Source organism: Anaerostipes amylophilus (assembly GCF_025567365.1).
Lineage (GTDB): Bacteria > Bacillota > Clostridia > Lachnospirales > Lachnospiraceae > Anaerostipes > Anaerostipes amylophilus.
Genome location: NZ_JAOQJG010000006.1, coordinates 137,457 through 153,256 on the forward strand (window position 1 = coordinate 137,457; position 15,800 = coordinate 153,256).

The 15,800-nt window shown below is 35.8% G+C and carries 17 protein-coding genes; 14 read left to right on the top strand and 3 right to left on the bottom strand.

The window, feature by feature from the left end:
- Entirely contained in the window at positions 1-267 is a 267-nt protein-coding gene (locus OCV53_RS09990) for a YhdT family protein (protein WP_055198043.1), read from the bottom strand.
- A gap of 355 nt (positions 268-622) precedes the next feature.
- On the opposite strand from OCV53_RS09990, the gene OCV53_RS09995 reads away from it, so the two are divergent.
- From OCV53_RS09995 to OCV53_RS10025, 7 genes are all read left to right on the top strand, one after another.
- On the top strand, positions 623-1,162 hold the full coding sequence (locus tag OCV53_RS09995; RefSeq protein WP_262568803.1) for an ABC transporter permease: 540 nt from the start codon (positions 623-625) through the stop codon (positions 1,160-1,162).
- A gap of 20 nt (positions 1,163-1,182) precedes the next feature.
- Positions 1,183-2,103: a carbohydrate kinase family protein gene (locus OCV53_RS10000; RefSeq protein WP_055198045.1), complete on the top strand. Its 921-nt coding sequence runs from the start codon at positions 1,183-1,185 to the stop codon at positions 2,101-2,103.
- Positions 2,104-2,108: 5 nt separating this feature from the next.
- Positions 2,109-2,738, top strand: a complete 630-nt coding sequence (gene udk / locus OCV53_RS10005; RefSeq protein ID WP_055198047.1) for a uridine kinase — start codon at positions 2,109-2,111, stop codon at positions 2,736-2,738.
- Between the two features lie 162 nt (positions 2,739-2,900).
- Positions 2,901-3,983 carry a hypothetical protein gene (locus tag OCV53_RS10010; RefSeq protein ID WP_055198049.1) on the top strand — a complete coding sequence of 361 codons (1,083 nt, stop codon included), beginning with the start codon at positions 2,901-2,903 and terminating at the stop codon, positions 3,981-3,983.
- Between the two features lie 85 nt (positions 3,984-4,068).
- Positions 4,069-4,215: a hypothetical protein gene (locus tag OCV53_RS10015; protein WP_172674562.1), complete on the top strand. Its 147-nt coding sequence runs from the start codon at positions 4,069-4,071 to the stop codon at positions 4,213-4,215.
- Positions 4,191-5,705, top strand: a complete 1,515-nt coding sequence (locus OCV53_RS10020; RefSeq protein ID WP_055198051.1) for an RNA polymerase sigma factor — start codon at positions 4,191-4,193, stop codon at positions 5,703-5,705. Before OCV53_RS10015 ends, OCV53_RS10020 begins: the two co-directional genes overlap by 25 nt.
- A 25-nt stretch (positions 5,706-5,730) precedes the next feature.
- Positions 5,731-6,270 (top strand): RNA 2'-phosphotransferase, encoded by a 540-nt coding sequence (locus tag OCV53_RS10025; RefSeq protein ID WP_055198053.1) that lies wholly within the window; start codon positions 5,731-5,733, stop codon positions 6,268-6,270.
- Between the two features lie 204 nt (positions 6,271-6,474).
- On the opposite strand, the gene OCV53_RS10030 is transcribed toward OCV53_RS10025, so the two are convergent.
- Together OCV53_RS10030 and OCV53_RS10035 are read right to left on the bottom strand one after the other, a co-directional pair.
- The gene (locus OCV53_RS10030; RefSeq protein WP_022375067.1) at positions 6,475-8,427 is read right to left on the bottom strand and encodes an oleate hydratase; all 1,953 of its coding nucleotides are present in this window, start codon (positions 8,425-8,427) and stop codon (positions 6,475-6,477) included.
- Between the two features lie 182 nt (positions 8,428-8,609).
- The gene (locus OCV53_RS10035; protein ID WP_022375068.1) at positions 8,610-8,804 is read right to left on the bottom strand and encodes a hypothetical protein; all 195 of its coding nucleotides are present in this window, start codon (positions 8,802-8,804) and stop codon (positions 8,610-8,612) included.
- A gap of 102 nt (positions 8,805-8,906) precedes the next feature.
- On the opposite strand from OCV53_RS10035, the gene OCV53_RS10040 reads away from it, so the two are divergent.
- From OCV53_RS10040 to OCV53_RS10070, 7 genes are all read left to right on the top strand, one after another.
- Positions 8,907-9,644, top strand: a complete 738-nt coding sequence (locus OCV53_RS10040) for an alpha/beta hydrolase (RefSeq protein ID WP_242852157.1) — start codon at positions 8,907-8,909, stop codon at positions 9,642-9,644.
- An 80-nt stretch (positions 9,645-9,724) separates the two neighbouring features.
- Positions 9,725-10,429 (top strand): SDR family oxidoreductase, encoded by a 705-nt coding sequence (locus OCV53_RS10045; RefSeq protein WP_022375070.1) that lies wholly within the window; start codon positions 9,725-9,727, stop codon positions 10,427-10,429.
- A gap of 113 nt (positions 10,430-10,542) precedes the next feature.
- The gene (locus OCV53_RS10050; RefSeq protein WP_055198057.1) at positions 10,543-11,991 is read left to right on the top strand and encodes an ABC transporter ATP-binding protein; all 1,449 of its coding nucleotides are present in this window, start codon (positions 10,543-10,545) and stop codon (positions 11,989-11,991) included.
- Entirely contained in the window at positions 11,988-12,773 is a 786-nt protein-coding gene (locus tag OCV53_RS10055; protein WP_055198059.1) for an ABC transporter permease, read from the top strand. The genes OCV53_RS10050 and OCV53_RS10055 overlap by 4 nt, the downstream gene beginning before the upstream one ends.
- The gene (locus OCV53_RS10060; RefSeq protein WP_055198061.1) at positions 12,760-13,563 is read left to right on the top strand and encodes an ABC transporter permease; all 804 of its coding nucleotides are present in this window, start codon (positions 12,760-12,762) and stop codon (positions 13,561-13,563) included. The genes OCV53_RS10055 and OCV53_RS10060 overlap by 14 nt, the downstream gene beginning before the upstream one ends.
- Positions 13,547-14,959: an ABC transporter substrate-binding protein gene (locus tag OCV53_RS10065; RefSeq protein WP_055198062.1), complete on the top strand. Its 1,413-nt coding sequence runs from the start codon at positions 13,547-13,549 to the stop codon at positions 14,957-14,959. Before OCV53_RS10060 ends, OCV53_RS10065 begins: the two co-directional genes overlap by 17 nt.
- A 637-nt stretch (positions 14,960-15,596) precedes the next feature.
- Positions 15,597-15,734, top strand: a complete 138-nt coding sequence (locus tag OCV53_RS10070) for a hypothetical protein (RefSeq protein ID WP_155492461.1) — start codon at positions 15,597-15,599, stop codon at positions 15,732-15,734.
- Positions 15,735-15,800: the final 66 nt, after the last annotated feature.

A 15,800-nucleotide genomic window follows, 5' to 3' on the forward strand; every position in this document is an offset into this window, starting at 1 on the left:
TTATTCTTCTTCCTCCTCTTCATCATCATAATCGAAGTTAATAAATACATGTTTTAATAAGTACCAGACACCGATCAAAGAAAGTATGATCGTTCCGAAAGTTGATACGCTAAACCATGCTGGCATTCCTAGAAAATAAAAGCCAGTACCATTTAATAAAAATGCACTGGCAATATGCCAAGCACAGCAGATCAAAACAACGATCAGTGTTCCACGGATTTCACGCATACACTGTTCGTGTTTCTCCTGTCTTGTTAATTTTTTCATATGATATAATCTCCTTAATTTAAAGGTCAGGCTCACTCAATGGGATATCTGCCAAAGGTATTATCTTATAAAAAGAGAAGAAAATCAACCGATTTGGCTTATGTATTAATTCTTATTACAATAGAAAGAACACATACAGTTCGAAAGGAATTCTTGCAGTAAGGATGTTTCCATGATAAAATTTACAAAGAATTTTTATCAAAAATGAGTGCGTAAAAAAGTGATAAGTTTAGGCTTGGATTCAGGTTCATCTATGACAAAAGCTGTCTTATTCAAAGATGATCATATCATAAAGACGAAGATGATTCCAACATCGATCAGTCCAAGGAAATCTTTAGAAGAACTTTATCTAGATATGATAAATGAAAAGGAAAGGATTGATGTAGTCGTAAGGTTTATGATCATCACAATTGTTTTATTGATCATAGCTAATATCGTATTATATCGCACAAGATTAGGACTTCGACTGATGGCTTGTGGTGAACATCCTCAGGCAGCGGATTCTGTTGGAATCAACGTATATAAGATGCGTTATATCGGCGTATTGATCTCTGGATTTTTAGGAGGTCTTGGTGGTATCGTTTATATCACAGCCGGTGTATTTGAATGGAAATTCGAAAATGGTGTTGCCGGATTTGGATTCCTTGCACTGGCCGTTATGATCTTTGGACAGTGGAAACCAAACTTGATCGCATTAGCAGTCATTTTATTTGGATTATTCCGTGCATTATCAAATGTATACGCAGGATTTGATTTTCTGACAGCCTTAAATATTCCGGGAACATATTATAAGATGCTTTCATATATTATTTCCCTGCTTGTACTGGCAGTTTCTTCTAAGAAATCAAGAGTGCCGAAGGCAGAGGGTATTCCGTACGATAAAGGACAAAGATAACAAAGGAGATAAGATACGCAATGGGTATTGTAGTAATCGGAGATGTATTTATAGATATTAAGGGGTTTTCTACATCCCCTTATATCCCATATGGGAGAAACGCCGGAACGATCGCACAGATTCATGGCGGCGTTGGACGTAATGTTGCAGAAGACATTGCGAATGTAGAATTAGAACCAACATTTGTAAGTTCTGTTGACGATGATGCGATGGGAGAAGATGTTATCCGCAAATTAGACCGTCATAAAGTCAACACAAAATATATGAGAAAAGTAAAAAATGGAATGGGAACATGGCTTGCAGTTTTTGACCATGAAGGAGATGTGGTAGCGTCCATTTCCAAACGACCAGATCACGGACCAATTGAACAGATTCTTGATGAATATGGAGACGAGATCTTTAAAGATGCAGACAGTATCGTAATCGAAATTGATATTGACCGTGAGATCGTGAAAAAAACATTTCATTATGCAGAAAAATATGGAAAGAAAGTCTATGCGATCGTATCGAATATGACAATTGCGATTGAGAGAAGAGATTTCATTCGAAGAATTGAATGTTTCGTATGTAATCAGCAGGAGGCAGGAATCCTATTTTCTGAAGATTATGAGGAAATGAGTGCAGAAGAATTATCCAAAGTTCTTCCAGAACGTATCAAATCTGCAAAGATTCCAAAGATGGTCGTTACAATGGGTGGCGAAGGTGCTGTTTATGCTGATCAGAACGGAGAATGCGGAGTTTATCCAGCATTAAAGGTAGATGTTGTTGATACAACAGGAGCTGGAGATGCATTTTTCTCAGGTGTGTGCATTGGGCTGACTTATGGAAAGACATTAAGAGAAGCATGCGCGATCGGTACAAGACTTGCATCTACCGTCATTTGTACATCAGAAAATATTTGTCCAAGATTTATGCCGGAAGAGTTCGGCATCACGAGGTAAATGCCATGGAAAGTATAATTATAGGAATTGCCGGAGGTTCCGGTTCCGGAAAGTCTACATTTACAAACAGAGTTAAAAAATATTTTGGTGATGATGTCACAGTGATCTATCATGATAATTATTACCGCAGACAGGATGGAATTCCATTTGAGAAGCGTGTGACAGTCAATTATGATCATCCTGATTCTCTGGAAACAGATCTTCTTGTGGAACATCTCAAACAGTTAAAAGCAGGAAAAACTGTGGAATGTCCAGTTTATGATTATAATCAGCATAATCGTTCTGATGAGATCATCACAATTGAACCCAAACCTGTCATTTTAGTTGAAGGAATCTTACTATTGGCAGATGAGCGAATCCGTGATCTGTTAGATATCAAGGTATACGTTGAAGCAGATGCAGATGAGCGAATTCTTCGAAGAATCCTGCGAGATGTAGAAGAACGAGGAAGAGACCTCCATGGAATCATCGATCAGTATTTGGCAACGGTCAAACCAATGCATTACATGTATGTAGAGCCGACAAGAGCAAAAGCTGATATTGTGATCAACAGTGGAAAGAATGATGTGGCATTTGATCTGTTTGTGTCAAAGATCGCACAGTTATTAGATGAGATGGACGGGAAAACAAAATAGAAAGAAAACCGATAAAAAGCACTGGAAGTTATAGTTTTCTGGTGCTTTTTTAACTTTTTCAAAAAAATTTTAAAAATTTTTCATTTTTTTAAAACTTTTTTGAAACCACGTCTGTCTATATAGTATAATAGCAATAAATCAACAACAAAAAGGAGAAAAGTTATGAGAAAAAACAAAATGATGGCAGCTGCATTTGCAGTGATGATGAGTGTTTCTATGGTAGGTGGAGTACCTGTATCCGCATCAACGAATTCAGTGAAAGCGGCAACTGCAAAATCTACAGCAGGTATTCATATAAAAAATACGGTTAATCTGGATCAAAACGGCAGAGCAAAATACAATGGAACTTTTGCAAATAATGAAGAATATTATAAATTCACTCCATCTAAAACAGGAACATTAAAAATTGTTTCAACAGGCGGTTCAAATTATGTTAAAAATTGTCTTCGAGAAGAATTTTCAAATCAAATGCTTGTAGATTATCCTTTTATTTTTTCACCAAATGGATATTCATTAACAACAGAGTATACATTAGCTAAAGGAACAACCTATTTAATCGGAGCTTTAAATTGTGGCTCAGATAATGCTAGTTACACGATTGCTTTTCAATTCAAAGAGCTGAAAGAGTCATTCCCTGAAAGCTATGATACTCAGAATGAAGAGATGAGTGATGCAAAATATGTAGAATTAAACAAGAGATACTATGCAGTACGTGCAATCAGTGAAACAGCAGATTGGTTTAAGTTTACAGTAAAATCTGAAGCAGATATTTCTGTATCAGGTGATGTAGTAGATTGGGATGTTTATAACAGTAATGGGGCACCCGTAAATCAATCAACAGGGTTAAAAAAAGGTACATACTATGTAAATTTCCATGCAAGAAATGCCAATGGACAATATAGTTTTATAGTTATTGATAAAAAAGCAGCTCAAAATAATAATAAAAAGCCTAATAATACAGTAACAAAACCAAAAGCAACCTACATTACAAAATTAACAAAAGGTTCCAAACGCTTCAAAGTCAGCGTAAAGAAACAGTCTGTGACAGGATATCAGGTTCAGTATTCTTTAAAGAGTAACTTCAAAGGATCAAAAACAAAATCATTTAAAGGGACATCTTATACAGTCAAAAAATTAAAAGGAAAGAAAAAATACTATGTAAGAGTTCGTTCTTATAAGAAATCTGGAAGTAAGACTTTATATTCTGCATGGTCTGGTAAGAAGAGCGTGAAGACTAACAAATAATTCATAACAAAAATTTAAAATCATAAAACTTTTCCCATCACCTCCCTGTCTAAGTAATATAAGCAACAGACATGGAGGTGATGCTATGAAAGACAGGTTTATGCAATGGATCATAGCATTGATCAAACTGGATCGGAGTTATTTTCTAAAAGATACGGAAAGAAGGAACCATGCATACAAACAAATGAGAAAGAAAGAGGAACAACGATGGAAATCAAAGAAGCAATCATAAAGGCACAGAATGGGAATCAAAGTGCATTTTCATTTTTATATGAACAAACATACAAAAGTAAATACTATCTGGCATTAAAATATATGAAAAATAAAGAAGCCGCAGAAGATGTGCTGCAAGATGCTTATCTGAAAGCATTTTCCAAACTAGGGACTTTAAAACAGCCAGAAGCATTTGAAGGCTGGCTTGGAATGATCGTTGCCAATACAGCAAAAAATATGCTGGTAAAGAAGAATCCTCTTTTATTTTCAGAGATGGCGCTAGATCAGGAAGGGGAAGAATATGTCTATGATGTAGAAGATGAAGATTCGGAAAATCAGCCCGAACTTGCATACACCAGAGAAGAAACAAAAGAACTAGTACATATTCTGTTAGATGGTTTGTCTGAAGAACAACGAATGGCTATCTTAATGTTTCATCTTGAAAATGCTTCAATCTCAGAGATTGCACAGGCAATGGACTGTTCCGAAAATACAGTAAAATCAAGATTAAATTATGGACGAAAGAATCTAAAGATTCAGGCGGAACAATTACAGAAGAAGGGATACAAACTTTACGCTGTGGCTCCAGTGTTACTTCTTGTATACTTGCTGCGTAATGATCGAAGTGTTATGGCAGCTGACAAGACATTCCTTGCAGATGGAAAAGCAATGGAGACAAAGATCCTTCAGGAATATTTCAAAAATACAGCGAAAACCACAGGAAAGATTAGCAATGCAAAAGCGGTAGATACAGCAGGGAAAGCAGCGGCAAAAAGTGCTGTTAAAGGTTCTATCGTAAATAAGATTGCAGCAATTGCAGTTGCAGTCGGTGTAATCGGTGGAAGTGCATATGGAATCGTCGCATGGAACAACCAGAGAAATCAGACAGCACAGATGGCAACCGCAACAACGGAAAGCTCAAACAGTACAAAGAACACATCAACATCAGAAAATAAAATATCATCTGCAACAACAGAAGCAACGACCGAACAGCCAAAACAGAAAATAAAACTCAGTGAAGTATACAAGAAAGTTTTAACAGATGTAGAAAATGGGAAATACGAATTTCCAGATTCACAGGGAAATACAGATTATTATTATTTTGTTAGAGATATGAATAAGGATGGTGTCAAGGAATTGATCGTTGCTCCAAAGTGGAGTGTAAACGAATATACGAATTATGACATACGAGTTTTTAGTTGCATAAATTCTGAAGAAGGTTATAAGTTGTCTGTTATTTCTGGACATAAGTGGATTTCGAATCTCTCAACAAATGGAGGAGTATGTATTCCATCTGATGGGAATGGACTTTTGATTCATAATTTCACCAAAGGCACTGGACAAAGCGATGTTCATCGTATGACAATTCAGAATGGAAAATTAGTCTATGGGGATACAGAGCAAACCTTTAGCATGGGGGATTCTGAATGGGATAAATTTGGTGAGGAAAATCCCGAGGCTACTTGGACTGCGATTTCTGATAAGAGCAAAATTGAAGAGTTACAATAACATAAATAATAGGGAAGTGAAACAAATGAATCTAACAAGAACAAGCAAATATGTAAGTCTTCTCCTCCGTCATAAGCCTGAGAAAGCAGGAATTCATCTGGATCAACACGGATGGGCAGAGGTTGATGAGTTAATCAAAGGTGTTTCCAAAACGCATATGTTCAATATGGAAATCCTTGAGGAAATCGTAAGAACTGATAATAAACAAAGATATTCATTCAACGAAGATAAAACAAAAATCCGTGCCAACCAAGGACATTCGATTCCTGTAGATGTAGAATTAAAAGAAGCAAAACCGCCCAAACAATTATGGCATGGTACAGGAGAGAAATATGTTTCAGCCATTGATGAACAAGGACTTCTTCACAAAAACAGACTATATGTTCACTTATCAACGAATGAAGAAACCGCGATCAAAGTTGGAAAACGACACGGAAAGCCAGTTTTATATACTGTGAACGCAGAAGAAATGTATCAGGATGGATATAAGTTTTTCTTATCAAAGAATGGTGTATGGCTGACGGATCACGTGCCAGTGAAATATTTAGACAAGTACAAAAATTAGAAATATTGACAGTTGAGATTAAGTATTGTAATATTGATTAGTAATGACTAACATGATAAAAACGGAGGAAACATTATGGAATTTGAGACATTACCTAAGAGGAAAGATGTAGATGATATTTTGAAATTCTTTTAGTGTGTAATATATAACTTAAAATAAACAGCCTTGTTACCATTTATTTATCATGATAACAAGGCTATTCTTTTATTTTTTAATCAATTCATATTCTTCCAACAATTTTTCAATATCCGTATCCTTGACAAACTTCAACAGCCAGCCCTTTAATTTTTCAATTGGCATTGGCAGATCCATATCAAGCAGAGATTCTCCATCCATCAATCGAACACTCGCATCCAACAAATTCCTTACATCGTACACACTTCCCCAAACCTCTGGCACTCCTCGGTCAACGTCAAGTAGTCCATACACAGCTTCCATAGCTGTTCTCACCGAATATTCAGTAGTAAAAATTGTATCTCTTGGCGTTTCAGCAAACTGACCTAAGAATGCAAAGTTAACACACCCATCAGGAATCACATCCGGGCGGTCTCTGGCGGTTCTTGGCATAAAAAATGCGGTAATATAAGGCAGCATTGTCGGTACAGTATTCGCATGATCTTTTGCTAATTCGTCGATTTCATCCAGTGGTATTCCAATATGATATAACCATTCCGCTGTAATTTCTTCTCCAGTACAATCTTTCATTGGCTTATGAATATAATTTCCTGGTGTGTCACAAAAAAGACTGTATAGCCAGATACAGATTTCACCTTCTTTTTGTTTTCGAAACTGTCCCTGACGATTGACGGTCCAGCTTAATAGCCAGTTGGAATCCTCGCAGGAAACAATACCTCCAGTTACAACCTTTCCGGAAAGAGGATCTCGTTTACAGATTCTTGTGATCGCATCAATGATCTTTGTATCACTGGTTGTGATCGTCGCAGATTCCCAACGTGTTTTACTAACATTTCCACAGAATTTCTCTGGATGACCAAAGGAAGGATCCTGTTTTGCAATATTCTTCCAAAGATTCCAGCACCCAGTGATACGAATCATTGCATCGCCATTTGCAGGTGTGTGATGATCTCCATACAGTGTACTTTCGGTACAACTTCCATTTGTCACAAAGACAAGATCATCTTTTGTCAGCGGAAGTATCTTTGTTTTAGAATTTTTGATATATTCGATACTTTTTGCAACCTTTTGATCATTTTCAAATGAAAAGATTACGTTCGTAACTTGTGTATGGAAATGAAAGATAACACCATTTTGTTTCAGATATTCGATCATTGGCAAGATCAAAGATTCATACTGATTATACCGTGTAAATTTCAAAGCTGAAAAATCAGGCAATCCACCAATATGATGGATAAACCGCTGTAGGTATAATTTCAGTTCCAAAGCACTGTGCCAGTTTTCAAAAGCAAACATTGTCCGCCAGTATAACCAGAAATCCGAATCAAAAACGTGTTCGTCAAAGACATCCTCGATTGTTTTATCATATAACTTTTCATTCGCAGTAAAGAATAACTTCATGATTTGCTTTCGACCTTTGGCATCGATATTGAATTTACCAAAGTTCTCAGAGGGTTTTCCTCGATGATTTGTTGCACGGCACAAGGAATAATTTGGATCTTCTTTGTTCAGCCAGTAAAATTCATCTAACACAGAGTTCTCTGGATGTTCCAGAGATGGAATACTATGAAATAAATCCCACAGACATTCGAAATGATCTTCCATCTCACGACCACCGCGCATAATATACCCACGATCAGGATCAGCGACTCCATCACAGGCACCGCCTGCAATATTGGATGCCTCTAAGATATGAATATGATCTCCTGACATTTGCGCATCACGAATCAGAAAACAGGCAGCAGCAAGAGAGGCAAGACCACTTCCTACAAGATAGGCAGATTTTTTTTCTATATCTTTTGGTTTCTTTGGCCTGGCAAACGCTTCATAATTTCCACTGGAGTAATAAATTCCTTTGCTATTTTTCTTCTGTTTATTTAATTCTGTGTTTTTGTAATCCGATTTTTTCACTTTTGTTTGAGGGTAAGAATATACAAGCTTTTCTTTCTTTGACTTTTTCATTGCAACAATGGCAGCACCTGCTACAGTCAGAATTCCTAGTTTTAAGATTTTTTTATTCATTTGGGTATCAGCCTTTCTATTATGATTTAAAAATAGTTTGCATCAAAAAGGTAGTTTTATTCTTTCGATATATTTGGTAAAATAAAAGAAGAATTATTCGAAAAGAATTGAGGAAAATAAAACAAGACCTTACAGTCATAACTGGCCATAAGATCTTGTCGCAGAAGAAAATGGATGACGACTTAATCATCATCGCGAGGTAAAAACGGTGGACGGAACGGATACAATTTTTCATAAGATTCAAGGTCGGCTTCTGTTCTTGGAACAACCTGGATCAATCCGGTACAGTCCGTAGTAGAGCAGATATTACACATTTCGAAGATATTTTCGTCAATTTCTTCGTTTGTAAGTTCTTGTTTCTTTTTCTTATCCTTCATGCATCGAAACCTCCTCGTTTCTTAGTATGTGATAATATCAAAAAAGTATTTTGTAAAATTCATCCAACAAAAAGTTGAAAATTTATGGAGATCAATGTATTTATGCAGAAATTACAGATAAAACACAAAACATGTTATATAGATCAAAATGGCTCCGATGGTCCGATCATCCTATGGGGAATGTACCCACATCGTGGAAATGAGATAGCACATATGTGGGAATGTCTGATGGAGACAGTCAATGATCAGGATTTTCTTTTATGTGCATTTCAGGTAGAAGACTGGAATGGGGATTTTTCCCCATGGAAAGCACCTGCTGCCTTTGGGAATGAAGATTTTAAGGGAAATGGTCTAAAAACTTTACAGTGGTTGACGAACGACCTGATTCCAGAATTAAAAACAGCTTATGGAGCAGACAGAGAAATTTATCTGATCGGATATTCCCTTGCAGGATTGTTTGCTTTATGGACAGCATATGAAACAGATATCTTCTCAGCAATTGCAAGCTGCTCAGGTTCTTTATGGTTCGAACAATGGGATCAATATGTGTCACATCATCGGATAAAGCATGAAAGTTATATCTACATAAGTCTTGGAGGAAAAGAAGAAAAAACAAAGAATCAGGTTATGGCAAGAGTTGGAGATCGAACGAGAAAACAAGAACAAATTTTGCAAAATGATCCAAAGGTAAAGAAAACAATTTTAGAATTTAATAGCGGTGGGCATTTTGCTGATTCCGAAAAAAGACTTTCCAAAGCGGTCAAATGGTTATTAAAAAATAGAAATAGCATATCGTCAAATGACAATGTGATCAATAATGTATATAATCGTGGCTTATAAATCTTTTTGATTGAGTACATCTTGTTGATATGTTAAAATTATAGAAAGCAAAAAGCATAGATCACACAGGAGGAATCAATATGAGCAAAAAAACAGCATTGATCACTGGTGCAGGTTCTGGAATCGGTCGTGCAACTGCACAGAAATTAGCGAACCATGGCATTAATTTGATTTTGATTGGACGAAATCTTAATAAATTAGAAGAAACAAAGAAGCTATGTGATAAAGTTGATATTAAATGTTTTTCAGTTGATATTAGTCACAAAGAAGAAATAAAAACATTGTTTGACCATAATTTGCAGTTTGATTATCTGATCAACAATGCAGGTGTAACGATGAATAAGAGATTTGAAGAAGTAACAGAAGAAGAATATGATCAGATCATGAGTATTAATGCTAAAGGACCATTTTTTATGTGTCAAAGTTCTTTACCAATCCTTCGTAAATCTGAAAGTGCAACAATTATTAATATTGGATCTGTAGTTGCATATAAAGGTTATATGGATCAAAGTGTTTACGCATCAAGCAAACATGCTTTGGCTGGTATGACAAAAGCATTGGCAAAAGAAGTAAGCAATGATGGAATTCGTGTGCATCTGATCAATCCGGGCGGAGTTTTAACAGATATGGTGCGACAGGCAAGACCTGATCTTCCACCAGATGCAAACGATATGATTGCACCAGAGGACATTGCGGATATTATTTATTTTATTTTAAGTCATAGAAGTAATGCGATCATAGATGAGATCAATGTACACAGAAGAACAAAAGAACCATTTTTATAAAAGATAGAATTTACTACAAAAAAGAAAATAAAACTTTTGCAGCACCCAGACTTTTAGGATGCTGTTTTTCTTTTGAGATATTCATGACAAAAATAGAAAGGAACAAAAAATTAATGAATAAAAAACAGCCGATCATAGAATTAAAACATATAAAAAAATGTTATACAAACAATGTGCCGGTCATTTATGATTTTAATCTTACGATCAATGAGGGAGAGTTTGTAACATTTCTAGGTCCTTCTGGATGTGGAAAAACAACAATTTTAAGAATGTTGGCGGGATTTGAGACACCAACGGATGGTGAAATCCTGTTTCATGGAAAAGATATCAGCATTCTACCACCAAATGAGAGAAAATTTAATACTGTCTTCCAAAAATACGCTCTTTTCCCACATTTAAATATTTATGACAATATTGCATTCGGGTTAAAAGAAAAGAAAATTCCAAAAGATGAGATTAAAAAGAAAGTAAAACGAGTACTAGAAGTCGTTGATCTGGAAGGTTTTGAAAAGCGAAAGATCGACAGCTTGTCTGGTGGGCAGCAGCAAAGAATTGCCATTGCAAGAGCAATTGTCAATGAGCCAAAGATCTTATTATTAGATGAACCATTAAGTGCCCTAGATTACAAGATGCGTCAGGAAATGCAGATCGAGTTAAAAAATATGCATAAAGAATTAGGTATTACGTTTATCTTTGTCACACATGATCAAGAAGAGGCATTGATGATGTCAGATAAGATCGTTGTCATGTCAAAAGGACAGATCCAGCAAGTTGGAACACCTGAGGAAATCTATAATAAGCCACAGAATGCTTTTGTTGCGGACTTTATCGGAGAGAGTAACATTTTTGATGGAGTAAAGAAATCAGACGATACTGTTCATTTTGCACATCATGATTTTCCATGTGAAGATGAATATGAAGCCGGTACCAGAGTTGATGTCATAATCCGCCCGGAAGATGTTATTTTATCATCTCCAGAAGATGGAAAATTTAGTGGTGAGGTTATTTCCTGCCTGTTTTGTGGCAAATTTTATGAAGTAGCTGTACAATCTGATAAAAATGAGATTGAAGCACATATTTTACACGAGATCAAACCAGGAACAAAAGTAGGAATCGATTTCACACCTGGAACGATTCATACAATGCCAAAAGATACGAAAGTAAATCATTATGTCGGTGTGATGGAAAAAGATGGTTATTTGAAATTTATGGATGGAAGTATCCCAGTTCCGGTTGAAAAGCTTTTTGATGGGTGCAGATTGGAACATGGTCATATCGTAGATCAAGATGGGCATAAAGTTCATTTAGAGGGAGAAAAGGTGAAAATGTTCTTCCCATCCAAACTTGCCAATCTTAGTGATGATCCAGAAGAAGGATATTTTCAGGGAAATATCATCTCTATTATCTACAAGGGTGATCATTATAATTATCGCATTGTGAGTGAAAATAAAGTAGAGTATTCTGTTGATGATGAAGATTTATGGAATATCGGAGATTTCGTAAGTGTCGTAATTCCGGATGATGCGATGGAATTTCAAAGAGTTTCGGAGGAAAGTAAATGAAAAATGACAGACTAAAAAGTATTCTTGGAATTCCATACTTATTGTTTTTGACAATTGTTGTTGTTTGCCCTGTGCTTATTTTATTATATTATGCATTTACCAATGGAACTGGACAATTTTCTATGGACAATTTTGTTCTGTTTTTTACAGACAGTAAGGCAATTGGAACCCTGATCTACAGCGCAATGATTGCGATCGTAACAACCGTTGTATGTTTATTGATCGCATATCCTGTGGCATATATTCTTGCAAAAGGAGATTTTAAACGCGGAAATGTATTATTGATGTTATTTGTAATGCCAATGTGGATCAATTTTACCCTTCGTATTACTGCATTAAAAGAGATCTTAACAATGATCGAAGGAAATCTTGCTTTCCATCCATTTTTAAATACAGTGATCGGAATGACTTATGATTTTCTGCCTTTTATGATCTTGCCAATTTATAATACGATCGCCAAGATCGATCATAGTTACATTGAGGCAGCATTAGATCTTGGGGCAAAACATCATCGCGTATTTACAAGAGTGATCCTTCCGTTATCCATTCCAGGGATCATCAGTGGAATTACGATGGTATTTCTTCCTGCAATGACAAATTATGTCGTACTTGATATGATGTATAACAGTACCTACATCATGGGAAGTCTTGTTGGAAGTTACTTTAATATGTATGATTGGAATAACGGATCTGTGATTTCTATGATCCTTTTGATCTTAATCTTATTTTTAAGTATGTTAACTGGCGAATTTTCAGATAAGGAGGAAAATGCTTATGACTAAAAAAACGATACAGGGTATTTTCCTTGGAATCATCTTATTACTCATGTATCTGCCAATCTTGATCTTGGCAGTTTATAGTTTTATGGATTCCGCAATCATTGGAAAATCTGGAAGTTTTACTTTGAAAAATTATATTTATCTGTTTCATTCTGAGGATTTAAGGACAATGATCTTTGGAACGATCCTTTTAGCTTTGGTCGTTGCGGTTATTTCAACGATCCTTGGAACTCTTGGAGCAATCGGGGCATTTTATTCTTCAAATAAGCTTAAGAAACCGATCCATTTGATGAATCAGATTCCTGTTGTTAATGCAGATGTCGTTACTGGTTTTTCTATTTGCGTTTTATTGATCGTCTTTTTTAAGATGGATAAAGCCAGTTATATTCCGCTTGTGCTCGGGCTGGTATCTCTTTGTAGCCCCTTTGTATATCTGTCTGTGATCCCTCGTCTAAAACAAATGGATCCACAGTTATATGAAGCGGCATTAGATCTTGGATGTTCCCCGTTTGGAGCATTAAGAAAGGTTGTACTTCCACAATTAACTTCTGGAATCGTATCTGGATTCATGATGTCAATTACATTAACGTTGGATGATTATTTTATCACAACTTATACAAAACCATCGATGTTTGACACGATCAGTACCTATGTTGTCAATGCTACAAAAGGAGCACAGACCGATGTGAAAACCGCACTATGGGCATTATCAACGATCATCTTTTTGGTTGTGATTTTTATTGTGATCGGTATGAACCATACGGGGAGAAAGGAGCATGATCATGAAATATAAAGCATTTTCTATTCTTTTTTCCATCTTACTTGTGGTCACCCTTCCGCTTGCATTATGTTCTTGTGGTTCAAAAAACAACAGCTCAAACAATGAAGAGATTGTTTTAAGAATCGCAAATTGGGAAGAATATCTTGATGAAGGGGACTGGGATGACGATGAAGAAATCAAACTGGAAAATGGGAAAAAGATCATCGGCAGAAATACTATGATCAAAGATTTTGAAAACTGGTATGAGAAAACATATCATAAAAAAGTAAAAGTCGAATATTCAAGTTTTGGAACCAATGAAGATATGTATAATCAGTTAACGATCGGTGATACATATGATCTGATCTGTCCATCCGAATATATGATCATGAAGCTTTTGGCAGAGAAAAAAATATTAAAATATTCTGATGACTTCTGGGATATTTCAAACAGTGAAAATTATTATGCAAAAGGAGTATCACCATATATAAAGAAATCATTAGATCAGTTAAGATATCACGGACAATCTGTGGGAGATTACACAGCTGGTTATATGTGGGGAACACTGGGCTATGTATATAATCCCAAATATGTTTCTAGAAAAGATGCCGAAGACTGGGGCTTATTACTCAATCAAAAATATCATAAAAAGGTAACAGCAAAAGACAGCGTCAGAGATTGCTATTTTGCTGTTCGAGGAATGCAGACACAAAAACAGATCTTAACAGATGAATTCCAAAAACAGGCAGATTACCAGAAAAAGTTATCTGCATTGTTAAATGATACTTCAGATCAAAGCATTCAAAGTGCTGGAGAGATTTTATCAAAAATGAAAGATAACGTTTATTCTTTCGAGACAGACAGTGGGAAATCAGATCTTGTCAGCGGAAAAGTTGTCGCCAATCTTCAGTGGTCTGGAGATGGTGTTTATTCTATGCAGCAGGTGGAAGAAGAAGGAATCAAACTTCGTTATGCAGTTCCAAAAGCTAGTACCAATCTGTGGTTTGATGGATGGTGTATGTTAAAGGATGGTATTGGAAAAGATAAGGAAAAGCAGCAGGCAGCACAGGCATTTGTAAACTATATCTCAAGACCAGATAATGTTGTAAGAAATATGTACTATGTCGGATATACATCTGTGATTGCTGGTGGAAAAGATCAGACAATCTATGATTATATCAAATATATGTATGGAAGCGATGATAAGAAGAGTGTTGACTATGATCTTAATTATTTCTTCAAGCAAAATGGAGACAATTATAACTATGTGATGAAAACAAGCAAAGAAATGTCAGAAGGACAGTTATATGCCCAGTATCCGACAAAAGATGTAATGAAAAGAAGTGCCGTTATGGCATATTTCGGAGATCAGACAAACAAAAAGATCAGTCGTATGTGGATTGATATGCGCTGTTTTTCTTTAAAATGATCAGATTTTTGGGAATTTTTCGTAAAAATAAATATAAATTACATCTTGACACTAGTATAATACAAGAGTTTAAATTAGTTGTAAAGACAAAGAGGTCCTATGCATAGGAAAGTATGCAAGGGCTTCTTTTTTTATTTTCATGATTTTTATAAATTACAGTCAGATAGAAAGCGAGGAAGAAATATGAGTAAAAGAATCTTAGATCATCCGATCCTTGGAAAAACAGAGGCACATCTAAAAAAATTAGAAACTCTGGCATCCAATGCAAGATCAGACAGGTTATATTAACAAGTGGAGAAGTATTTGAAGCTGAAACAGTCATTGTAGCTGCTGGATATGAAAGTCGTTACATTACAAGGACTGTAGGAATCGATATTCCGATGACAAGATATTTTGAAGAAGCATTAGTGACAGAAATGCAGCCATATATGTTTGATATCATGTTAGGTACTGCAGACGCATTCCACTTCTCGCTGATGCTAAGATCGTAAGAACCTGGGGTGGATGGCTAGATGATTCTTATGATGGAGTACCAGTGATCAGTAAAATAGATGAGATGGATGCATCCGATTTTAAAAATCTGTTTGAAAATTTGTATAACTATGAGAAATAGCTATAATGGAAGGAGGTTATCATTATGAAAGAAATAGAAGCAGGGGTCCTTGATGCCGCCAAGTGTGTTGATATCATGGAATTATGTTGGAATTTCCTAAAAAATCGAAAATCGAAGGTATGCCGATCGAAGATGTTGCCTGGGGACATGAAATATATCTAAATGTAAAAGAAAAAGGCATTGGACAACAGCTAAAAGTATGGGATCATCATATGTCTTAAAAGGAAG

Excerpts from the sequence above, each read along its gene's own strand:
- OCV53_RS09990 (WP_055198043.1), bottom strand. The coding sequence starts at position 267 with ATGAAAAAATTAACAAGACAGGAGAAACACGAACAGTGTATGCGTGAA.
- OCV53_RS09995 (WP_262568803.1), top strand. The coding sequence starts at position 623 with ATGATAAATGAAAAGGAAAGGATTGATGTAGTCGTAAGGTTTATGATC.
- OCV53_RS10000 (WP_055198045.1), top strand. The coding sequence starts at position 1,183 with ATGGGTATTGTAGTAATCGGAGATGTATTTATAGATATTAAGGGGTTT.
- udk (WP_055198047.1), top strand. The coding sequence starts at position 2,109 with ATGGAAAGTATAATTATAGGAATTGCCGGAGGTTCCGGTTCCGGAAAG.
- OCV53_RS10010 (WP_055198049.1), top strand. The coding sequence starts at position 2,901 with ATGAGAAAAAACAAAATGATGGCAGCTGCATTTGCAGTGATGATGAGT.
- OCV53_RS10015 (WP_172674562.1), top strand. The coding sequence starts at position 4,069 with ATGAAAGACAGGTTTATGCAATGGATCATAGCATTGATCAAACTGGAT.
- OCV53_RS10020 (WP_055198051.1), top strand. The coding sequence starts at position 4,191 with ATGGAAATCAAAGAAGCAATCATAAAGGCACAGAATGGGAATCAAAGT.
- OCV53_RS10025 (WP_055198053.1), top strand. The coding sequence starts at position 5,731 with ATGAATCTAACAAGAACAAGCAAATATGTAAGTCTTCTCCTCCGTCAT.
- OCV53_RS10030 (WP_022375067.1), bottom strand. The coding sequence starts at position 8,427 with ATGAATAAAAAAATCTTAAAACTAGGAATTCTGACTGTAGCAGGTGCT.
- OCV53_RS10035 (WP_022375068.1), bottom strand. The coding sequence starts at position 8,804 with ATGAAGGATAAGAAAAAGAAACAAGAACTTACAAACGAAGAAATTGAC.
- OCV53_RS10040 (WP_242852157.1), top strand. The coding sequence starts at position 8,907 with ATGCAGAAATTACAGATAAAACACAAAACATGTTATATAGATCAAAAT.
- OCV53_RS10045 (WP_022375070.1), top strand. The coding sequence starts at position 9,725 with ATGAGCAAAAAAACAGCATTGATCACTGGTGCAGGTTCTGGAATCGGT.
- OCV53_RS10050 (WP_055198057.1), top strand. The coding sequence starts at position 10,543 with ATGAATAAAAAACAGCCGATCATAGAATTAAAACATATAAAAAAATGT.
- OCV53_RS10055 (WP_055198059.1), top strand. The coding sequence starts at position 11,988 with ATGAAAAATGACAGACTAAAAAGTATTCTTGGAATTCCATACTTATTG.
- OCV53_RS10060 (WP_055198061.1), top strand. The coding sequence starts at position 12,760 with ATGCTTATGACTAAAAAAACGATACAGGGTATTTTCCTTGGAATCATC.
- OCV53_RS10065 (WP_055198062.1), top strand. The coding sequence starts at position 13,547 with ATGATCATGAAATATAAAGCATTTTCTATTCTTTTTTCCATCTTACTT.
- OCV53_RS10070 (WP_155492461.1), top strand. The coding sequence starts at position 15,597 with ATGAAAGAAATAGAAGCAGGGGTCCTTGATGCCGCCAAGTGTGTTGAT.